Below are 17,699 nucleotides of genomic sequence, written 5' to 3' on the forward strand. Positions count from 1 at the left end.
TTCATGCCCTTTTTTGTTTTTTAATTACCATCGTATTAATTTTCTTTACAACTTCTTCAGTTGTTAAACCAATCTCTTCCCATAACATCTTGACACTTCCATGTTCGATAAATTCATCAGGAATACCCATTCGGCAAATTTCTGCATCATAAAATCCATTGTCATGTGCAAATTCGAGCACTGAACTTCCGAAACCACCTTGCAGTACCGCCTCTTCAATCGTCAAGATTGGAATATTAAATTGGAGAATAGAGCTTAATAATTGTTCATCTAACGGCTTAATAAAGCGAGCATTAATTACCTTTACTGTTTTCCCAATTTTCTCTAATCGTGCAGCAGCTTCCATTGCCATCGGGATTGTTGTACCAAATGTAAGAATGGCCGCATCATGACCCTCCTTTAATACTTCCCATGAACCAATCGGAATTTTCGTATACGTTTCATCCATTGGAACACCCAATCCATTTCCGCGCGGAAACCTTAATGCAATCGGCCCTTCATCATATTGCAATGCTGTATAGACCATATGCTGACCTTCATTTTCATCTTTAGGCGACATAATGACTAGATTTGGCAGATGCCGTAAAAAGGCAATATCAAATACTCCATGATGAGTTTCACCATCAGCCCCGACTAATCCGGCTCGATCAATTCCAATAAAAACATTAAGATTTTGACGACAGATATCATGAACTACCTGATCATAAGCCCGTTGTAAGAATGTCGAATAGATGGCTAAAAATGGCTTCATGTTTTGCGTGGCAAGACCAGCCGCAACCGTTGCAGCATGCTGCTCTGCAATTCCAACATCAAACATTCGGTCAGGGAACTCTGCAGCAAAACCTTCAAGCTTTGATCCAACAGGCATGGCAGGTGTAATGGCTACAATCCGTTCATCTTCTCTTGCCAGCCTTCTTACTGTTTCACTAACAAGCTTGCTCCAGGCAGGCGGTGAGTTAACCGGTTTGAGAAAATCACCAGTGTCAATCTTGTAAGGCCCTGTTCCATGCCAATTACCCGTACGATCACTTTCTGCCGGATCATAGCCTTTTCCTTTTTTCGTAATCACATGAAATAAAATGGGTCCTTCTGTTTTCTTTGCATAATTAAGATTCTCAAGTAAATCTTCATAATTATGGCCATCAACAGGTCCCAAATAAGTAAATCCCATTTCTTCAAAAAAGACACCGGAAACTAATAAATATTTTAAACTATCTTTTACTCGTTCCGCTGTTGAAGCAAGCTTCCCGCCTACTGCCGGAATTTTCTTCAGCAACATTTCGAGTTCATCCTTAGCCCATTGATACTTGCCAGCTGTACGGAGACGGCCGAGCACACTATGGAGAGCACCGACGTTTGGAGCGATGGACATTTCGTTATCATTTAAGATGACAATCATATTTTTCTTTTCATCACCGATATGATTTAAAGCTTCCAAAGCCATTCCACCGGTAAGGGCTCCATCTCCAATAATCGGAACAATATAAGATTTCTCCTTTTTTATATCGCGAGCAATCGCCATCCCCATTGCAGCAGACAACGAGGTTGAACTGTGTCCTGTTTCCCACACATCATGTTCACTTTCGCCCATTTTCGGGAATCCGCTTAAGCCCTTATATTGTCGTAATGAATCAAACTCTTTTGCCCTGCCTGTTAATATTTTATGAACATACGATTGATGTCCAACATCCCAAATCAGTTTATCCTGTGGACTATTAAAGGCTTTATGAAGAGCAACAGTTAATTCAACCACTCCAAGATTCGGGCCAATGTGACCTCCTGTTACGGAAAGCTTACTTATTAAAAATTGGCGAATTTCCTTACTTAGTTCCTCCAATTCCTTAATAGAAAGCTTTTTAAGAAACGAGGGGTCTTTAATATCTAAAAGATCCATTTTGTGGATCACTCACTTTCATTTCAATTTATTTCATAAGCCACGGCCATAACCTTTTTCCCGAATCAAAAAAGGATATTACATCTAGGTTAGCTCAGTTATTTCAATATAACATAAGATTACATTATCAGAACCGATTTTCCAAACGATTTTCTAAAAAGCGTATAGTTACAGCTAAATGTTGAAAAAATAACCGCTAACACATATGAAGTGATAACGGTATTCTCTCATAAAATCTGCACTCATTCTATTTTAACAAATGAAATAGGATTAATGGTTTCTATTTTCTACCAAGTCCGTTATGGATTGCAATAATTGTGTATCTTTATTGATTTTCATTAGATAGTCTTTCGCAAATTGAATCTGCTTCATAAGTTCGTCTTGAGCTCCTTTTATGCCAAGCAATGATGGATAGGTTGTTTTATGATTTCCTTCATCACTGCCAACTGGTTTCCCAATCACTTCTTCATCTCCATCGATATCAAGGAGATCATCACGAATTTGAAACGCCAGACCTAAATGATGGGAAAAACGCTCCAGCCAATCATATTCTTCTTCACTGACGCAAGCTAAGATTGCACCGGCTAAAACACTGCAGGTTAGCATTTTGCCAGTTTTATGAATATGAATATACTCCAGCTCTTCCAAATTTAATTCTTTTTCTTCGCCAATCATATCAGCTACTTGTCCAGCAACCATCCCTTCAGCACCTGCACTTTGTGCTAAGAGCTGAATTAATGTCATTTTTGCCTCCATCGAAACATTCGGCGATTCTGCTATAAGCTGAAAACTATATGTTAAAAGAGCATCACCCGCAAGGATGGCATTTGCTTCACCGAATACTTTGTGATTTGTTGGCTTCCCTCTTCTTAAGTCATCGTTATCCATACTCGGCAAATCATCATGGATTAATGAATAAGTATGAATCATTTCAATTGCCGCCGCCGCATTTAAACCAATCTCAGGATCTTTTTGAAAAGCATGAAGCGTCGCAAACAACAAAAGCGGCCTTATTCTTTTCCCACCCGCTTCTAAAGAGTAAAGCATTGCTTCCTTCAGGACAGGAGGTGCCTGTAATCGATTAATACTTTTTCGTTGGTGATTTTCAAGTAATTGTTTATAGTTAGTGGCAAAGGTATCTAAATGTAGGCTTGACAATATTTACTCCTCCTCCGGAATGGAAAAGACTTCTTTATGACCATCTGCTGTTAAGATTTGCGTCAACTGTTCTTCCACATTTTTAAGCTTATCATGGCATAGCTTGGACAACTCCATTCCTTTTTTATAGATAGAAATAGCTTCTTCTAACGGCACATCGCCTTCTTCCAGCCTTTCTACTATTGTCTCTAATTGCTCCATTGCCTCTTCGAAGGTTATTGCTTTTTCCTCCGGCATTTTTCTTCACTCCTCTTTGTCAGTCACACTACACATTAGCGTTCCATCTGACAGCTTGATACGTACGGTTTCATTTATTTGCACCTGCTTCGTGCTTTTTAACAGTTTGCCGTCGTCACTATAAGCAAGGCTATACCCACGGTCCATGATCTTTAATGGGCTTAAAGCTTCAAGCGTAGAAACTAGATTTGAAAAATCAGCTTCTTTTTTGGCGAGAATGGACTTCATTGCCTTTGATAATGATTTCATTGACTTTTCATAATATATCGATGCTTCCGCAAGCCTGACATCAGGATGATTACGAGCGAGCCTTTTTTCCACCTGCTCCAGCTGTGTGCTTTTGACAGCAAAAAGCTTTTGGGAATTGTATACTAGCTGCTCTGTTCTTTTATCGAGCTGCTCAAGCTTCTGCTCATACAGTCTGTGTGGATAACGAAAAGCATAAGACTTTTCAATTCGTTCCAGCTTGCTCGTCTGCAGACTTAGCTTCTCTTTAATTGCTCGAATGAGGCGAGTTTGTCTTGTTAAGACTCTTTCAGCCCATTCATCTACATGAGGAACAGCCAATTCAGCAGCACCGGTTGGAGTTGGCGCCCTGAGATCAGCAACAAAATCCGCAATCGTAAAATCTGTTTCATGACCAACAGCGGATATTATTGGCACATGGGATTCATAAATAGCTCTTGCAACTATTTCTTCATTGAATGCCCATAATTCTTCAATGGAGCCTCCACCGCGGCCAATAATTAATACATCTACTTGATTTACCTTGTCATTAGCCTGTTTAATAGCAGATACAATCGAAGGAGCGGCCTGTTCACCTTGTACAAGAGCAGGAAAAATCAATACTTTTGCAATCGGATATCGTCTTTTAATTGTCGTTAAGATATCACGGATAGCAGCACCTGTTGGTGACGTAACGACACCAACTGTATTAGGAAATTTGGGCAGTCTTTTTTTATGTTCTGCTTCAAAGTATCCTTCTTTAGCCAGTCTTTCCTTCAGCTGTTCATAAGCTAAATACAGGTCACCAATTCCGTCCGGCTGCATTTCTTTCACATAGATTTGGTATTGACCGCTTGACTCAAACACAGTCACACTGCCGCGAATCAAGACCTTCATTCCATTTTCAGGTGAATATTTTAATTTCTTATTCGCGCTTGAAAACATAACGGCCAAAATTCTAGCCTTCTCATCCTTCAATGTAAAATACATATGGCCGCTCGAATGCTGCTTATAATTTGATATTTCCCCTTTGACATACACGTCTTGGAGATGGGGATCAACATCAAATTTTCTTTTTATATATTTGGTTAACGCCGTAACCGTTAAAAAGCGCTGCTCCATCAAAAAAAACTCCTTCTACCTGAACTAGACAATCTGAAGTTCTTATAGAGAGTTTTTCACCTTTGAAAGAACTCCGTTAATAAACTTACTTGATTGATCATCACCGTATATCTTCGCAATTTCAATTGCCTCATCCATAATAACATTTGCCGGTACATCATCTTGACAATAAAGCAGTTCATAAACAGCTAACCTTAATAGATTGCGATCAACATTTGCTAAACGTTCAAGTGTCCATTTTTCTAAATGGTTAGAAATAATTTTATTTATTTCCTCCATATGATCTACTACACCGTTCACAAGTTTTATCAAATAAGGATCGTTTGGCTCTCCTTCGAGTACATGTTCAAGTGCATCATCGATTGTTGGTTGACTCATTTCAATTTGAAAGATTGCCTGTAACGCCTTTTCTCTAGCAGTTCTTCTTTTCATTACGTTCTATAACTCCTTTAGTATGTAATGTGTAAACACTTCATTCATCTCTGTTTATTCTGTCTACACTTCATGTCCAATTTTCACATAACACGATAATAGCATATCTAGAAAGTATTCGCACTTCTCTCAGGATTTTATGAAGAAAAAATACCAAAGACATTGTGTCCTTGGTATCTTCTGATTACATTTCGTCTTCTATTTCTGGTTCTTGGCTGCTATTTTCAAACTGAATTCCTACCACGTGAACATTTATCTCAACTGTTTCCAAAGCTGTCATATCTAATAAAGCCTGACGAATATTATCTTGGATACCTTGTGCAACATTTGGGATGGAAACCCCAAATTTCATCACACAATAGATATCCACCTTAATTCCTTCCTCAAGCAATTCCACCTTAACACCTTTTCCATGAATCTTTTTTCCTAGACGTTCAACAACTCCAGAAGCAAAATTTCCTCTCATTTGCGCCACACCTTCAACCTCTGATGCAGCGATTCCAGCGATTACCTCAATAACTTCAGGCGCTATTTCCACTTTACCAAGATTATTGCTTCCCGGACTCATTTCTAGAATGTTATTTACGCTCATTCTGGTACCTCCTATTATTACACTGATTTCATTACATCATGTAATTCCAAGAATTTTGTGTTAAATTCGCCATTAATAAACTTTTCATGGCTAAGCAATTTAAGATGGAACGGAATAGTCGTATGAACACCTTCAATGACAAATTCACTTAAAGCCCTTTTCATTCTGGCAATAGCTTCTTCACGAGTTTTTCCATATGTGATTACCTTTGCAATCATTGAATCATAGTACGGCGGAATGGCATAACCTGGGTAGGCTGCAGAATCAACTCGTACTCCTAATCCACCTGGTGCTAGATACATGTTAATTTTTCCTGGAGAAGGCATAAAATTCTTTTCCGGATTTTCTGCATTGACCCGACACTCAATCGACCATCCGTTAAACTCAACATCCTCTTGCGTTAAACTTAACTTTTCTCCGGAAGCAACTAAAATTTGTTCTTTAATTAAATCCGTTCCAGTCACCATTTCCGTTACAGGATGTTCAACCTGAATGCGTGTATTCATCTCCATAAAATAAAACTTGCGATTGCGGTAATCATAAATAAATTCTACCGTGCCTGCGCCTGTATAATCAACCGCTTTTGCAGCTTTTTTCGCTGCTGTACCCATTTCTTCACGAATTTCACCATCTAAGGCTGGTGATGGTGTTTCTTCGACCAGTTTCTGAAGTCTTCTTTGGATGGAACAATCTCTTTCTCCTAAATGAATCACATTTCCATAATTATCAGCTAATACTTGTATTTCAACGTGCCGGAAATCCTCGATATATTTTTCAATATATACACCAGGGTTTCCGAATGCCGTCATCGCTTCTTGTTGCGTAATGTTTATTCCCTTGACTAACTCATTTTCATCACGAGCAACACGAATGCCTTTACCGCCTCCGCCAGCTGTCGCTTTAATAATCACAGGATACTCAATTCTATTAGCAAGTTCAATGGCTTCATCAATTGTATTAATAATTCCTTGAGAACCAGGAACAATTGGTACACCAGCTTCTCTCATTGTTTCACGAGCAACATCCTTTGTACCCATTTTAGAAATGGCTTCAGGGGTAGGTCCTACAAAGATAATATTACAATCACGGCACAATTCCGCAAAATCAGCATTTTCTGCTAAGAACCCATATCCTGGATGAATGGCATCACAGCCCGTTTTATTTGCTACACTAATAATGTTCGTTACATTTAGATAGCTGTCTTTTGATGCAGTTGGTCCGATACAGTAGGCTTCATCTGCAAGCTGAACATGAAGTGCTTCTTTATCAGCTTCAGAGTATACAGCTACTGATTCAATCCCTAGTTCACGACAAGCACGGATAATTCTTACCGCGATTTCCCCTCGGTTAGCAATCAATAATTTCTTAATCATATTTCTGTGCAACTCCTTATTCAGGCTTAACTAGGAACAACGGTTGTCCAAACTCTACCAACTGTCCATTCTTAACTAGTACTTCTACAATTTCGCCTTCCACTTCCGCTTCAATTTCATTGAACAGCTTCATCGCTTCAACAATACAAACAATGGAATCCTTTGAAACCTTTGAACCGACTTTTACATATGCATCTGTATCAGGTGTTGGTGATTCATAGAAAGTTCCAACCATAGGCGAAGTAATTTTATGTAGATCTGTTACTGATTCGATTTCTACTTTCTCCTGTATAACTTCTGCATTTACCGTTGCAGCTTTTTCAACAGGCACCTCTTGTACAACCGGCTTGTGTACAACCTCCGCTGAAGGTATTTCCACTGGTTGTCCAACCGTTTTAACCACACTAACTGACGTGCCTGTATTTTTTTTCATTTTGATTTTTGAGCCGTCATGTTCAAAAGTAAATTCTTCGATTGATGAGTGATCAATAAGCTTGATTAATTCTCTGATTTCCTGCACTTTTAACATGTTAAAATGCCCCCTGTTCAAATAGTCGCCTGTCTTTAGGCAGACCATAAAATTCTAATTCAGCCTTATGTAACCAGATACTAATATCATACGATAAGACCTGCTAAAAAGACAACTCTTTCTGATTATGAGTCTATCTTCGATAAATCGTGTCATATTCCTTTTTAAAATTCAAAAAAGAGAGAAAGTTCTATCCTTTCTCTCTTACATATAAAAATGAAACTTATTTTGCCATTTGAAATTCAACGACTGCGTGTAAAGGCCCCAATTCACTTCTAACTGTTTGGATGATTTTATTTGCTTCTGTTCGCGATTGTTTTTCAGCTTTCACTGTAATATTTACTTGGTCACCATCAGCACGAACCAATACATCCTCGTAATTCATTGATTTAATTAATGTTTCTAGTAAAATTTCCTTTTGAGCAATTTCGTTTAACTCATCCATTTGTTCTTTTGCTTCACTGCGGTCCTCTACAGGAAGATCCGTGGATGCAATCCTTTTTGTTAAATCCTCTTTCATTTGACTGCGTTCATCCTGCAGCTGCATACGCAGTGTTTCAAAAGCCTCATCTCCGGCAGCATTTGTAATAATTTCTGCATCCTCTTGTGCACCGCTCGATACTGCATCACCGGTACTTTCCTCATTTGTCTTATTTGTCTCTTCTGCACTCTCTTTCTCCTCTGTACTCTCTTTCTCCCCAATGGCCGCTAGCTCATTTTGCTGCTGTTCAGGTGAGGTAAGGTAATAAACCGATAAAACTACAACCAAACTCAGCATTGTTAATAACCATACTGTTTGTTTTTTTAATAACATTTACGAATCCCCCTTCGTTTTCTTCGGTAAAACAGAAACGCGATGATCCGGAACATCTAGTACTCTAGTTACAGCCTCTTTTATCCACTTTTTCACTTGAATGTTCTCAGCACCTTTTGCCACTACGAGGACACCCCGAATTTCCGGTTTTTTCGTTTCTATGACAATCGGAACCTCTTTTTCTCCATCCTGAATGATGACAAGCTGTTCATCAGAAGAAGTGTCCTCCACTTTTCTCTTACCGCCTTCTCTATCTGTTTCATCTGTCACTTGAGTCTGGGTCTTTGTATTGGTTTCAAACACCTTTTTCTCCGTTGAATCTACGTTTACTACAACCGTTACATCACTGACACCAACAATGGAATCAAGCGCCTCTTTTATTTGAGTTTCATAAGCTTGTTCGTAATCCTCTATTACACTATTACCCGAAGATTTACTTTGACCAAATGTTTCAACATCCTCTTGTTGATTTTCATTATTATTACTATTATTAAAAGCCGGCAGTGCATTCTGGCCTGATACACCACCCATAAAAAGATTACCAACAAGCATAATCCCTGCCCCGAATAAAACGACTAGAACTAGATAGGGATATTTGCCCTTTTTATTTTCTCCCTGTGCTTCTTTTGAAAATTGTTTTTTCAACCATGAGAAAGGTCCTTTTTCTTGTTTCATTCCGATGACTTGCCCCCCCCTTCTATTTGAAGCTCAATTACTTTCTCATCAATACTCCACTTTTGGGAAAGGAGTTGAAGTATATTTTCGCTGTTTTCTGTTTTTTCTTCCGGTACAAGCGGTTCAGTAGTATTAATCTCTACTGGCTTGACTGCTTCTACTACTTCTGTTTCTTCACTATGTTCCTGCAGCTGTATGACTACCTTCTGCAAATTCTCAGGGAAAGGGCGTTGATTATCTTCATCTGTTAATAAGTTAAGATCTGTAATCACTAAACCGTATTGATCCATCAACTCCTCCTCTGCGTCCTCTTTCAGCTGGACAGCCATTTGTTTTAAAATATATGCATCTTGTGAGGCTTGTATTTCATTTTTCTGTGAATCTATTAAATTTTTTATCTGATTCTCACTTGTCTCTCCCCATTCTGGAATAGAAGCCATCGTTGTCTCAAACTCCTGGGAAATCAATTTAAAAATGGGGGTTAATATAATAGCGATTAACAACAAACCAATGACCATTTTTGTATATTTTTGAAACTTTGAATTGGGGAGCAGCATGTCGATCATCATCGCAAATAGTACAAATAAAATGATGTTCGTTACCCATTCTTTAATAAACTCCATGCAGCACCTCCCTTACCTAACCATTATGGTCAAATTACCCGCAGCAACAATGACCGTTATACTTAGAAAGAACATAAGAGAAACAATTGATAGAGCGGCAAATACATAAATAATACTTTTCCCGATAATATCAAGACACTTAATAATTGGACCGCCGCCCAGCGGCTGCAAAATGGCGGCTGCAAACTGATAAATTAAGGCAACGATCAATATTTTCAAAGCGGGGAAAGCAACAATGATTAGTAAAATAGCAACACCAGCTATCCCAACCGTATTTTTTAACAACACCGAAGCACTAAGGACCGTATCTGTCGCATCTGTAAACATCCGGCCGATTACTGGAATAAAGTTGCCGGTAATAAATTTCGCGGTCCTGAGTGTAATCCCGTCTGTAACCGCTGCTGATGCACCCTGAACGGAAATAACACCAAGAAACACAGTGAAGAATAAACCTAAGAGGGCTATACTTCCATTACGAAGCAAGTTAGCAAGCTGTGTCACTTTATATTGATCACTTAATGCACTGACAACACTTAAAAGCGTTGCGAGAAATAATAAAGGCAGCACAACATATTGGATGAAAACTCCGCTCATATTCATTAAAAATAAGATGATGGGGTGAAAAAAGGCCGCTGACACAAGCCCTCCTGAAGCGGCAATTAATGCAAGCAACATAGGGATGAGAGCCATAATAAAGCTGGTCATCGTCTGTATGGCTTCCATCGCATAAGTAACTGCCACATGAAAACTGTTCAAAGCAATAATGACTAATACCATGAAAATAACTGCATAGGCTACTTTACTGATGGTCCCACTTTCAAATGCATTTTGTAATGACTGTAAAAACATACTAAAAACAGTCAGCATGACAAGAGTCCCGAGAAGCTTTCCATTGGCAATAAATTCATGAAATGCATATTTCATAGCACCGGTGAACCATTCCTTTAATGAAAATTCCTTCTCTCCTTTTACAAAATCATAAAGACTGCCTTTTTGACTTTCTGGCAAAAACCCGCCATACTCGTTCATGATGTCTTCCCAAAAACCTTTCAGTTCATCCAAATTTAAGGATTCCAACTGGGAATCAACCATATCCTGGATGCCAGATTCCGTGATTGGACTCTCTTCCTGCGGTGAGGCTTGTACACTAGGGATGAGGAGAAAGGACGAGATGATATAGAATAGTAGAATGATGGCTAACCGCTGCTTCATTTCTTTCACCTCTCTAGAAACTCTCGGGACTCCTTGAAGCTTCTGGTCTCCAAGGAAACCCCCTGAGCAAATTCAAGTAACGCTTTAAATCACTGCTTAATTGGGTATTAAACTGATAATGGTTTCTACCAAAACAGTCAAAATAGGGATAGCCATAGCAAGGATTAATATCTTTCCACCTAGCTCAATCTTAGAAGCGATTGAACCTTGTCCGGCATCCTTCGAGATTTGGGCAGCAAATTCTGCTATATAAGCGATTCCGATTATTTTTAAAATAGTCTCTACATACACAGAATTAACTCCTGCATTGAGAGCCATTTTCTCAATCATGGAAATAATGGCATAAATTTGATCGACTAAAAATAAAAAAATGGCGCATCCAGTAAAAACAATCAGAAGAAAAGCAATATTAGGTTTCTGTTCTTTTATAATTAAGGCAAGGAAGGTCGCAACAAGAGCGATTCCAATTATTTGAAAAATTTCAATCGCAAATCCCCCCTTTAGCCTTGGAATAGGAAGACCGATTTAATTTTTTGAAATAAATCATCCACAATGGATGCCACCATAAATAAAATGTAGATAAAACCAAATAAAGTCACCCATTGGGCATACTCTTTTTTCCCAACCTGGTCAAGGATTGTATGTAAAAAAGCAACTACAATCCCAACCCCAGCAATCTTAAAGATAATATCAACCTCTAGCCCCATTCTTTTTCCCCCTCATGCTACATTAATAAAATGCTTAGTAATAGACCCGCTAGAAATCCAATACTTTTGACCATTTTTTCATACCTGGCTTGCTTTTCGCGCGCTTCACTTTCCTCTCTTTCTAGATGGGTCAAGGTAAGCATAATTTGTTTCTGCTGGGATAGCCGATCATGCCGCCCTAATGTCTCACCAAATTGCTTCATGATTTCAAATTCATTTTTCTTAAAAGCAGTCTGCCCCCATACTTCTTTTAAGCTGCCTTCCCAAGCATCACGGACCATCGTTTCAGATTCCGTCAGTTTTATAGAAAATATTGAAAAAAAATCATTGATTGGACGAGGAAGCTGGGCCGCTAATCTCCTTGATGCTTCATGGAGAGGCGTATGGCCGTACATAATTTCAGCCTCTAATGATTGAAGTGCTGTTTTTAACGCACGAAGCTGCCTCGGGCGTTCTGATAATTGTTTAGCCGCTTCAAAACCGGTCCAGGTCGTTGCAAGAATGATTAAGATAGCTCCAATAATTTTTAGCACCTTAGGTCACTCTCACTTTAGAGCTTAACTCTCTGCCATCCTGATCCATAATACTTGTAATCGTGCCAGGTCCGTTATCACGGCTTAATATAATAAAGCGCTGAAAAATCCCTTCTTGTAAAATGGCTTTTAATGTTGGGCGCTTGTGAATTTCATTAAATGAGTCACCATGAGTCGTCATCATAAGCTTAATCCCGGCATTTACAGCCTCTAGTATCGCCTCTGTATCCTCTTTCCTGCCAATTTCATCAACAATAAGGACATCTGGGCTCATGGAGCGAATCATCATCATCATTCCTTCTGCTTTCGGGCAAGCGTCTAGAACATCTACTCTAGGACCAAAAGACATTTGCGGAATCCCGGCCACACATCCGGCAATCTCTGAACGTTCATCGACAATCCCGACCTTTGCTGCTTTAAATCTGCCGTTCTCGTCACCACTTGAAATGATCCGGGCAATATCCCTTAACATTGTCGTTTTACCTGTTTGCGGCGGACCGATAATCATGGTATGAAGCCAGTTCTCCGCATAGATTTTATTTATAAGCTTATCAGCAATGCCGATTTTTTCATTTGCAATCCGAATATTGAAGGATGAAATCTCTTTAATCGCTTTTACCCTGCCGGCTTCCAGAACCACTTTACCTGCAAGCCCAACCCGGTGTCCCCCTTCAATCGTTATAAACCCGCGCTTTAGTTCCTCTTCAAGAGCATAAATGGAGAAATGACTAATTTTATTGAGTAAATGTATCGCATCCTCCGGTCTAACAGTATAGGGAAAGAACCGCGCAGTACCTCTTACGGAAATTTCCAAAGGCCGATTAACTCGGACACGAATTTCTTCTATCTCTTTCATTTCGATAGGAGGGATTTGCTTGATTTGATTGGAGATATTTTTAGGTAAAAATGACAGAACTACTTCCACTTTGACTTTCCTCCTCCTTTACTTGAATGAATGGCACTCATTAAAATGTATGCCTGCTTGACCACAATATGACCTTGTTTTATAAGAGTTCTTTTTTAAAAGCTGTATTTATTAACAAGGTTGATTTTTGACTCATCTAAAGCTGTATGGTTATGAAGTGACCTTTCAGCTGTGCTGAAAGGCGTGAGAAATGGACATTTCTCACGGATGAGTCAAAAATCTGACGTATCAACAGTATTCGTTAACATAACCTTTTTAAAAGGAGAAGAAGAGCTTGTAATCAAACACTACATATATAAATAAACCAAAAAAGCAACGGCCTTATTAGGCTGTTGCTTTTTTGGTTTATTTATATTTAATTAAGCTCTTGAAACGTAGCTTCCATCAGTTGTGTTAACGATTAAACGGTCTCCTTGGTTAACAAAGAATGGTACTTGTACTGTAAGACCTGTTTCAAGTGTTGCAGGCTTTGTACCACCAGAGGCAGTATCACCTTTAATACCTGGTTCAGTTTCTGTTACTTCCAATTCCACTGTGTTTGGAAGTTCCACACCAAGAGATTCACCTTGATATAACATAATGTGCACTTCCATGTTTTCTTTTAAGAATTTTAATTCGTATTCAATTGCTGCAGCTGATAATTCAATTTGATCATATGATTCTTGGTCCATGAACACATGTTGATCACCATTTGCATAAAGATATTGCATTCTGCGATTATCAATTTGAGCTTTGGCTACTTTTTCACCCGCACGGAACGTTTTTTCCTGGATAGCACCATTACGTAAGTTACGAAGCTTAGAACGAACAAACGCTGCACCTTTACCCGGTTTAACGTGTTGGAAATCTAATACACGCCAAATCCCTCCGTCCACTTCTATTGTTAAGCCTGTACGAAAATCATTAACTGAAATCATATAAAAAAATCCTCCTAAAATAATGAAGTTATAGTATAATGAGTTCTTTTTCTGAATGGGTCAGCGTTTCATTCCCTTTTGAGGTGATCACGGTATCGTCTTCAATCCGAACACCGCCTAATCCCGGAATATAAATACCTGGTTCAACTGTCACGACCATCCCTGGTTCAAGGACAAGATCCGACTTGAACGATAAGGCCGGGCCTTCATGTACTTCCAGTCCAATTCCATGACCAGTTGAATGACCAAAATATTCCCCGTATCCTTTTTCCGTAATATAATCTCTTGTTATAGCATCTGCTTCTTTTCCGCTCATTCCCGGCTTAATACCAGCAACACCACGTTTTTGCGCTTCTAAAACAATTTCATATATTTCCTTTAATTTAGCATCTGGTTGTCCAACCGCTATCGTTCGCGTAATATCTGAGACATATCCATGATAATAAGCACCAAAATCTAATGTAACAAAATCGCCAGATTCAATGATTTTATCTGATGCCACTCCATGCGGAAGAGCAGAACGATAACCTGATGCTACAATCGTATCAAAAGAGGATGAAGCAGCGCCTGCTTTTCTCATAAAGAACTCCAATTCATTCGATACCTCAAGCTCAGAAACTCCTGGATGAATAAATTGTAAAATATGCGTAAATGCTGCATCGGCAATCTCGGCAGCTTCCTTTAATATCTTAATCTCTGCTTCCGTCTTAATCAAGCGTAATTTTTCTATAATCCCAGAAACAGGTACCAGTTCAGCTTGAATCACCGATTCAAATTCTTTAAAGGTGGAGTATGTAACATAGTCTTGTTCAAATCCAAGCTTTTTAATCCCCATAGAAGCTGCCTGGCTGGCTATTTCTTCAGGAATACTATTTTTTTGCTGGACAATGTCAAAACCTTTACATTGTTTAGAAGCTTGCACTACATAACGAAAATCTGTAATAAAAACAGCTTTATCGAGACTAATTAAGACAACGCCGGCAGTACCTGTAAAATTAGATACATAACGCCGATTATACGGACTTGCAATTAATATGCCGTCCAATCCTTGAATTTCAATCGCAGCTCGGAGTTTTTCTATTTTTTCCAATTAATCCTCTCCTTTAACGTACAAAGGTGTCTTAAAATGCCGGCTCCACTGTTATGGATGCCGGACATCTTAAAGGACACCCTCATTGTCAATTCTTACTATACACATTTTACCATAAGACATTTCATTCACAATATAAAAAGGATTGCCCTCATGATGGAAGCCTTCTTTATGTTGCCGTTGCTTCTTCTTCTTTTTCTTCTTTTTTGCTGCTGTTAATTTCATTTTCTTCATATGAAATGGTGTAGCCTACAAATAGACCAAACAATGCATACAAACAAATGGAAGTAACCATCGTATTTAAATCAATCTTATTAAATGGATGAATCCCAGGAAAAATGGGGTTTAATACAAAAAATACAAGGAGAAAAAGAACAAGTCCGTAAGCAATCCCAGCCCAGATATTGTTGAACTTTCTTAAGGTTGCATAATAAAGAAGTGCCGCAACAATCGAAAGGACCCCAATTAAAATAATGGCAATGACCGTTCCAAGCCACCTTTTTTTCCAGTCCCCTAATGCCCAAGGTTCTAATATGACACGGGGCGGAATCTCCGTAAAGTTAAAGACATAAGCTAAGTATGCTAAACAAGCAAAAAAAATACCGCCTATTAATCCTGTTAGTACAACAAGTGTCATAAACGACATTGGTTTTTCTTTCATTTCCTCTCTTGCTAACTTTTCTTTAGCCATTGAAAACACCTCCAAACTTAGTATGTCCCATATACTGTTATCCTTACATCTTCTGGAATAAAATAATCGTTAAATAACGAGAAATTATTATTTTTATATACTTATTTCTTTATAGCCCAAAATACAATCAGAAATTATTTTGATTTGACACAGGTGATGGTAGTTTTGGAATTTTTGATGTAAAATATATATATAAAATAAGATGAATCTTCTCACAAACCCCTGATTTCTTTATATTATGTATATTATAAATCTTTCCTTTTATCTATCTTGTCATACCTCTAAAAAAAGAATTAAAACTTCATTTTTTTAAAGGGTTTTTAGTTGTTTATTCCGAATATTCTTATATAATAAAGAGAAACATAAATAAATCAGAATTATTTGTATAAATATGGTGTTTTCTACTTAAATGAAGTTTAAAAATCAGAAAAAGTGCTCATCATGCTCATAGGGAGGTGGCTTTCTTGAAAAATCGGATTTCGTTTTCTATTGTTATTGGGCTTATTATGTTGGCGGTCATTGGGGTGGCATCTAAACTCTTTACAGATCCTGCCGGTTTTTTCCAAGGAATCGCTGTCATGCTCGTGATTGGAGCTGTCATATTCTTTCTGATCAGACGCTTATACAAACCAAGCCCTGCTAAACGTGAGCAACGAGCTTTTGTTAAAGCGGCGAAAAGATCTGTTAAAAGACATAACCAGAAGGAACCAAGTCAGCCTAAGAAAAAAGCAAATAATTTAACTTCTATTAAAAAATTAAGAGCAAGAAAAAATCAGTCTAATCCTCAACTGACAGTCATTGAAGGAAAAAAAGGAAAAAAGAAAAACCGAGCCTCATTCTTTTGAGACTTGGTTTTTTATTTTAGCAAATTCGAGACATTTACCGGAGACTTAACTTTATTCAGCAAGGGTTTTACCCCCCACCTGTAAATGTGGAGGATTTCTGTACCTGCCGCAAGCTTTCGGTACAAAAAACATTTGCTGAATAAAGTTAAATGACTTTAAACTTTCGATCGTATCTCCAAGAATTGAAAAATTTAATTGCACACTCTCTTCCCTGCTGCACAAGACGCTGTTTCATTTCATCTGTTAAATCAAATTCAATTGCAAACACGCCTGTGGAAGGAATAAAAATAATATCTTTCTCCTGTTTGCTGGCTATGTGGCGTGCATCGTGGGCATCCTTCATTGTTTCAAATAAAGCCTTAAATAATTGAATGGCATTTTCAATCTTATTTTTTGGTATCTCATCCGTTTTGGGACTAAGCTTGATGCCAATGATTGGTCTTTCTCTTTGATTGTGCTCATCCTCAAACAGCCAGATAGGAAAATTACTTAATACTCCACCATCTACGATAATATTGGTTTCCCTGTCAACCTTTAAACGTACTGGTTCGAAAAAGTAAGGAATGCTGCAGCTCATACGAACGGCTCTGGCAACGGAAAAGGATTGAGGATCTAAGCCATATTTTTGTAAATCATCTGGTATGACTATAAGCCTGCCATTTGTTATATCAGATGCGATGAATCGTAATTTCTGGTCTGGTAAATCAGCGAACGTACGCACTCCTTTTCTTGCTAATATTTCTTCCAGCCAAAACTCAAGTGCATCTCCTTTATATAGTCCAAGTGTCCAATACAAAGCAACCCATTTTGTTATAGAAAAAGGCAGAAATGATTTACGTTCATCCAACAGATTAGTTAAGTCCATTTCTGCAATAAAATTATAAATATCCTTGCTGTTATAGCCAGCCGCAGTAAAGGCTGCAATAATGGCACCTGCACTAGCTCCCGCTAGACGTGCAAATTGGTATCCTCTTTTTTCAATTTCCTCGATTGCACCGATTAAGGCAATTCCTCTAATACCCCCTCCAGAAAAGACACCATCTATATACATGTCAGCCACTCCTATTTTGTATTTGTTACTACATTTTTAATCTGGAGTTGGTAT

Annotated in this window: 21 protein-coding genes; 1 reads left to right on the forward strand and 20 read right to left on the reverse strand. The window is 38.4% G+C overall.

Features of this window, described 5'->3' with window-relative positions; genetic code table 11:
• Nucleotide 1: 1 nt before the first annotated feature.
• The 19 genes from dxs to F4V44_RS10350 form a co-directional block, all read right to left on the reverse strand.
• Nucleotides 2-1,894, reverse strand: coding sequence for a 1-deoxy-D-xylulose-5-phosphate synthase (dxs, locus tag F4V44_RS10260; RefSeq protein WP_150439894.1), 1,893 nt, complete (start codon nucleotides 1,892-1,894; stop codon nucleotides 2-4).
• A 270-nt stretch (nucleotides 1,895-2,164) separates the two neighbouring features.
• Nucleotides 2,165-3,052, reverse strand: coding sequence for a polyprenyl synthetase family protein (locus F4V44_RS10265; RefSeq protein WP_150439895.1), 888 nt, complete (start codon nucleotides 3,050-3,052; stop codon nucleotides 2,165-2,167).
• Between the two features lie 3 nt (nucleotides 3,053-3,055).
• Entirely contained in the window at nucleotides 3,056-3,289 is a 234-nt protein-coding gene (locus F4V44_RS10270) for an exodeoxyribonuclease VII small subunit (protein WP_150439896.1), read from the reverse strand.
• A 6-nt stretch (nucleotides 3,290-3,295) separates the two neighbouring features.
• Nucleotides 3,296-4,639, reverse strand: coding sequence for an exodeoxyribonuclease VII large subunit (gene xseA, locus F4V44_RS10275; protein ID WP_150439897.1), 1,344 nt, complete (start codon nucleotides 4,637-4,639; stop codon nucleotides 3,296-3,298).
• 39 nt (nucleotides 4,640-4,678) lie between these two features.
• Nucleotides 4,679-5,068, reverse strand: a complete 390-nt coding sequence (nusB, locus tag F4V44_RS10280; RefSeq protein ID WP_150439898.1) for a transcription antitermination factor NusB — start codon at nucleotides 5,066-5,068, stop codon at nucleotides 4,679-4,681.
• 184 nt (nucleotides 5,069-5,252) lie between these two features.
• Nucleotides 5,253-5,660 carry an Asp23/Gls24 family envelope stress response protein gene (locus F4V44_RS10285; protein WP_150439899.1) on the reverse strand — a complete coding sequence of 136 codons (408 nt, stop codon included), beginning with the start codon at nucleotides 5,658-5,660 and terminating at the stop codon, nucleotides 5,253-5,255.
• Nucleotides 5,661-5,677: 17 nt separating this feature from the next.
• Nucleotides 5,678-7,033 (reverse strand): acetyl-CoA carboxylase biotin carboxylase subunit, encoded by a 1,356-nt coding sequence (accC, locus tag F4V44_RS10290; protein ID WP_150439900.1) that lies wholly within the window; start codon nucleotides 7,031-7,033, stop codon nucleotides 5,678-5,680.
• A 16-nt stretch (nucleotides 7,034-7,049) separates the two neighbouring features.
• Complete coding sequence (gene accB / locus F4V44_RS10295) at nucleotides 7,050-7,562, reverse strand: acetyl-CoA carboxylase biotin carboxyl carrier protein (RefSeq protein WP_150439901.1); 513 nt, start codon at nucleotides 7,560-7,562, stop codon at nucleotides 7,050-7,052.
• A 223-nt stretch (nucleotides 7,563-7,785) separates the two neighbouring features.
• Complete coding sequence (locus F4V44_RS10300) at nucleotides 7,786-8,376, reverse strand: SpoIIIAH-like family protein (protein ID WP_150439902.1); 591 nt, start codon at nucleotides 8,374-8,376, stop codon at nucleotides 7,786-7,788.
• Nucleotides 8,377-9,051, reverse strand: coding sequence for a stage III sporulation protein AG (gene spoIIIAG / locus F4V44_RS10305; RefSeq protein WP_150439903.1), 675 nt, complete (start codon nucleotides 9,049-9,051; stop codon nucleotides 8,377-8,379).
• Nucleotides 9,048-9,674 carry a stage III sporulation protein AF gene (gene spoIIIAF, locus F4V44_RS10310; RefSeq protein WP_150439904.1) on the reverse strand — a complete coding sequence of 209 codons (627 nt, stop codon included), beginning with the start codon at nucleotides 9,672-9,674 and terminating at the stop codon, nucleotides 9,048-9,050. Before spoIIIAF ends, spoIIIAG begins: the two co-directional genes overlap by 4 nt.
• A gap of 12 nt (nucleotides 9,675-9,686) precedes the next feature.
• On the reverse strand, nucleotides 9,687-10,886 hold the full coding sequence (gene spoIIIAE, locus F4V44_RS10315) for a stage III sporulation protein AE (RefSeq protein ID WP_150439905.1): 1,200 nt from the start codon (nucleotides 10,884-10,886) through the stop codon (nucleotides 9,687-9,689).
• Nucleotides 10,887-10,982: 96 nt separating this feature from the next.
• On the reverse strand, nucleotides 10,983-11,372 hold the full coding sequence (gene spoIIIAD, locus F4V44_RS10320; protein ID WP_150439906.1) for a stage III sporulation protein AD: 390 nt from the start codon (nucleotides 11,370-11,372) through the stop codon (nucleotides 10,983-10,985).
• Between the two features lie 14 nt (nucleotides 11,373-11,386).
• Nucleotides 11,387-11,593 (reverse strand): stage III sporulation protein AC, encoded by a 207-nt coding sequence (gene spoIIIAC, locus F4V44_RS10325; RefSeq protein ID WP_009794945.1) that lies wholly within the window; start codon nucleotides 11,591-11,593, stop codon nucleotides 11,387-11,389.
• A 17-nt stretch (nucleotides 11,594-11,610) separates the two neighbouring features.
• Nucleotides 11,611-12,126 (reverse strand): stage III sporulation protein SpoIIIAB, encoded by a 516-nt coding sequence (spoIIIAB, locus tag F4V44_RS10330; RefSeq protein WP_150439907.1) that lies wholly within the window; start codon nucleotides 12,124-12,126, stop codon nucleotides 11,611-11,613.
• A gap of 1 nt (nucleotide 12,127) precedes the next feature.
• A complete protein-coding gene (gene spoIIIAA / locus F4V44_RS10335) occupies nucleotides 12,128-13,051 on the reverse strand; it encodes a stage III sporulation protein AA (RefSeq protein ID WP_150439908.1) in 924 nt (307 codons plus the stop codon).
• A gap of 359 nt (nucleotides 13,052-13,410) precedes the next feature.
• Nucleotides 13,411-13,968 carry an elongation factor P gene (efp, locus tag F4V44_RS10340; RefSeq protein WP_150439909.1) on the reverse strand — a complete coding sequence of 186 codons (558 nt, stop codon included), beginning with the start codon at nucleotides 13,966-13,968 and terminating at the stop codon, nucleotides 13,411-13,413.
• A 28-nt stretch (nucleotides 13,969-13,996) separates the two neighbouring features.
• A complete protein-coding gene (locus F4V44_RS10345; protein WP_150439910.1) occupies nucleotides 13,997-15,058 on the reverse strand; it encodes a M24 family metallopeptidase in 1,062 nt (353 codons plus the stop codon).
• Nucleotides 15,059-15,227: 169 nt separating this feature from the next.
• Nucleotides 15,228-15,749 (reverse strand): YqhR family membrane protein, encoded by a 522-nt coding sequence (locus F4V44_RS10350; protein ID WP_150439911.1) that lies wholly within the window; start codon nucleotides 15,747-15,749, stop codon nucleotides 15,228-15,230.
• Nucleotides 15,750-16,204: 455 nt separating this feature from the next.
• Between F4V44_RS10350 and F4V44_RS10355 the strand changes: the two genes are divergently transcribed.
• On the forward strand, nucleotides 16,205-16,594 hold the full coding sequence (locus F4V44_RS10355) for an SA1362 family protein (protein ID WP_396897490.1): 390 nt from the start codon (nucleotides 16,205-16,207) through the stop codon (nucleotides 16,592-16,594).
• A 145-nt stretch (nucleotides 16,595-16,739) separates the two neighbouring features.
• Here the strand turns inward: F4V44_RS10355 and F4V44_RS10360 are convergent, their stop codons facing one another.
• A complete protein-coding gene (locus F4V44_RS10360) occupies nucleotides 16,740-17,645 on the reverse strand; it encodes a patatin-like phospholipase family protein (RefSeq protein WP_150439913.1) in 906 nt (301 codons plus the stop codon).
• Nucleotides 17,646-17,699 lie beyond the last annotated feature (54 nt).

Origin of the sequence: Niallia endozanthoxylica, assembly GCF_008710145.1 — a bacterium.
Taxonomy (GTDB): Bacteria; Bacillota; Bacilli; order Bacillales; family Cytobacillaceae; genus Bacillus_BD; species Bacillus_BD endozanthoxylica.

Bases quoted from the DNA above. Each gene is read 5' to 3' on its own strand.
- F4V44_RS10350 (WP_150439911.1), bottom strand. From the start codon at position 15,749: ATGGCTAAAGAAAAGTTAGCAAGAGAGGAAATGAAAGAAAAACCAATG.
- efp (WP_150439909.1), bottom strand. From the start codon at position 13,968: ATGATTTCAGTTAATGATTTTCGTACAGGCTTAACAATAGAAGTGGAC.
- F4V44_RS10285 (WP_150439899.1), bottom strand. From the start codon at position 5,660: ATGAGCGTAAATAACATTCTAGAAATGAGTCCGGGAAGCAATAATCTT.
- F4V44_RS10360 (WP_150439913.1), bottom strand. From the start codon at position 17,645: ATGTATATAGATGGTGTCTTTTCTGGAGGGGGTATTAGAGGAATTGCC.
- nusB (WP_150439898.1), bottom strand. From the start codon at position 5,068: ATGAAAAGAAGAACTGCTAGAGAAAAGGCGTTACAGGCAATCTTTCAA.
- F4V44_RS10270 (WP_150439896.1), bottom strand. From the start codon at position 3,289: ATGCCGGAGGAAAAAGCAATAACCTTCGAAGAGGCAATGGAGCAATTA.
- dxs (WP_150439894.1), bottom strand. From the start codon at position 1,894: ATGGATCTTTTAGATATTAAAGACCCCTCGTTTCTTAAAAAGCTTTCT.
- F4V44_RS10300 (WP_150439902.1), bottom strand. From the start codon at position 8,376: ATGTTATTAAAAAAACAAACAGTATGGTTATTAACAATGCTGAGTTTG.
- accB (WP_150439901.1), bottom strand. From the start codon at position 7,562: ATGTTAAAAGTGCAGGAAATCAGAGAATTAATCAAGCTTATTGATCAC.
- spoIIIAG (WP_150439903.1), bottom strand. From the start codon at position 9,051: ATGAAACAAGAAAAAGGACCTTTCTCATGGTTGAAAAAACAATTTTCA.
- spoIIIAE (WP_150439905.1), bottom strand. From the start codon at position 10,886: ATGAAGCAGCGGTTAGCCATCATTCTACTATTCTATATCATCTCGTCC.
- spoIIIAF (WP_150439904.1), bottom strand. From the start codon at position 9,674: ATGGAGTTTATTAAAGAATGGGTAACGAACATCATTTTATTTGTACTA.
- spoIIIAC (WP_009794945.1), bottom strand. From the start codon at position 11,593: ATGGGGCTAGAGGTTGATATTATCTTTAAGATTGCTGGGGTTGGGATT.
- accC (WP_150439900.1), bottom strand. From the start codon at position 7,033: ATGATTAAGAAATTATTGATTGCTAACCGAGGGGAAATCGCGGTAAGA.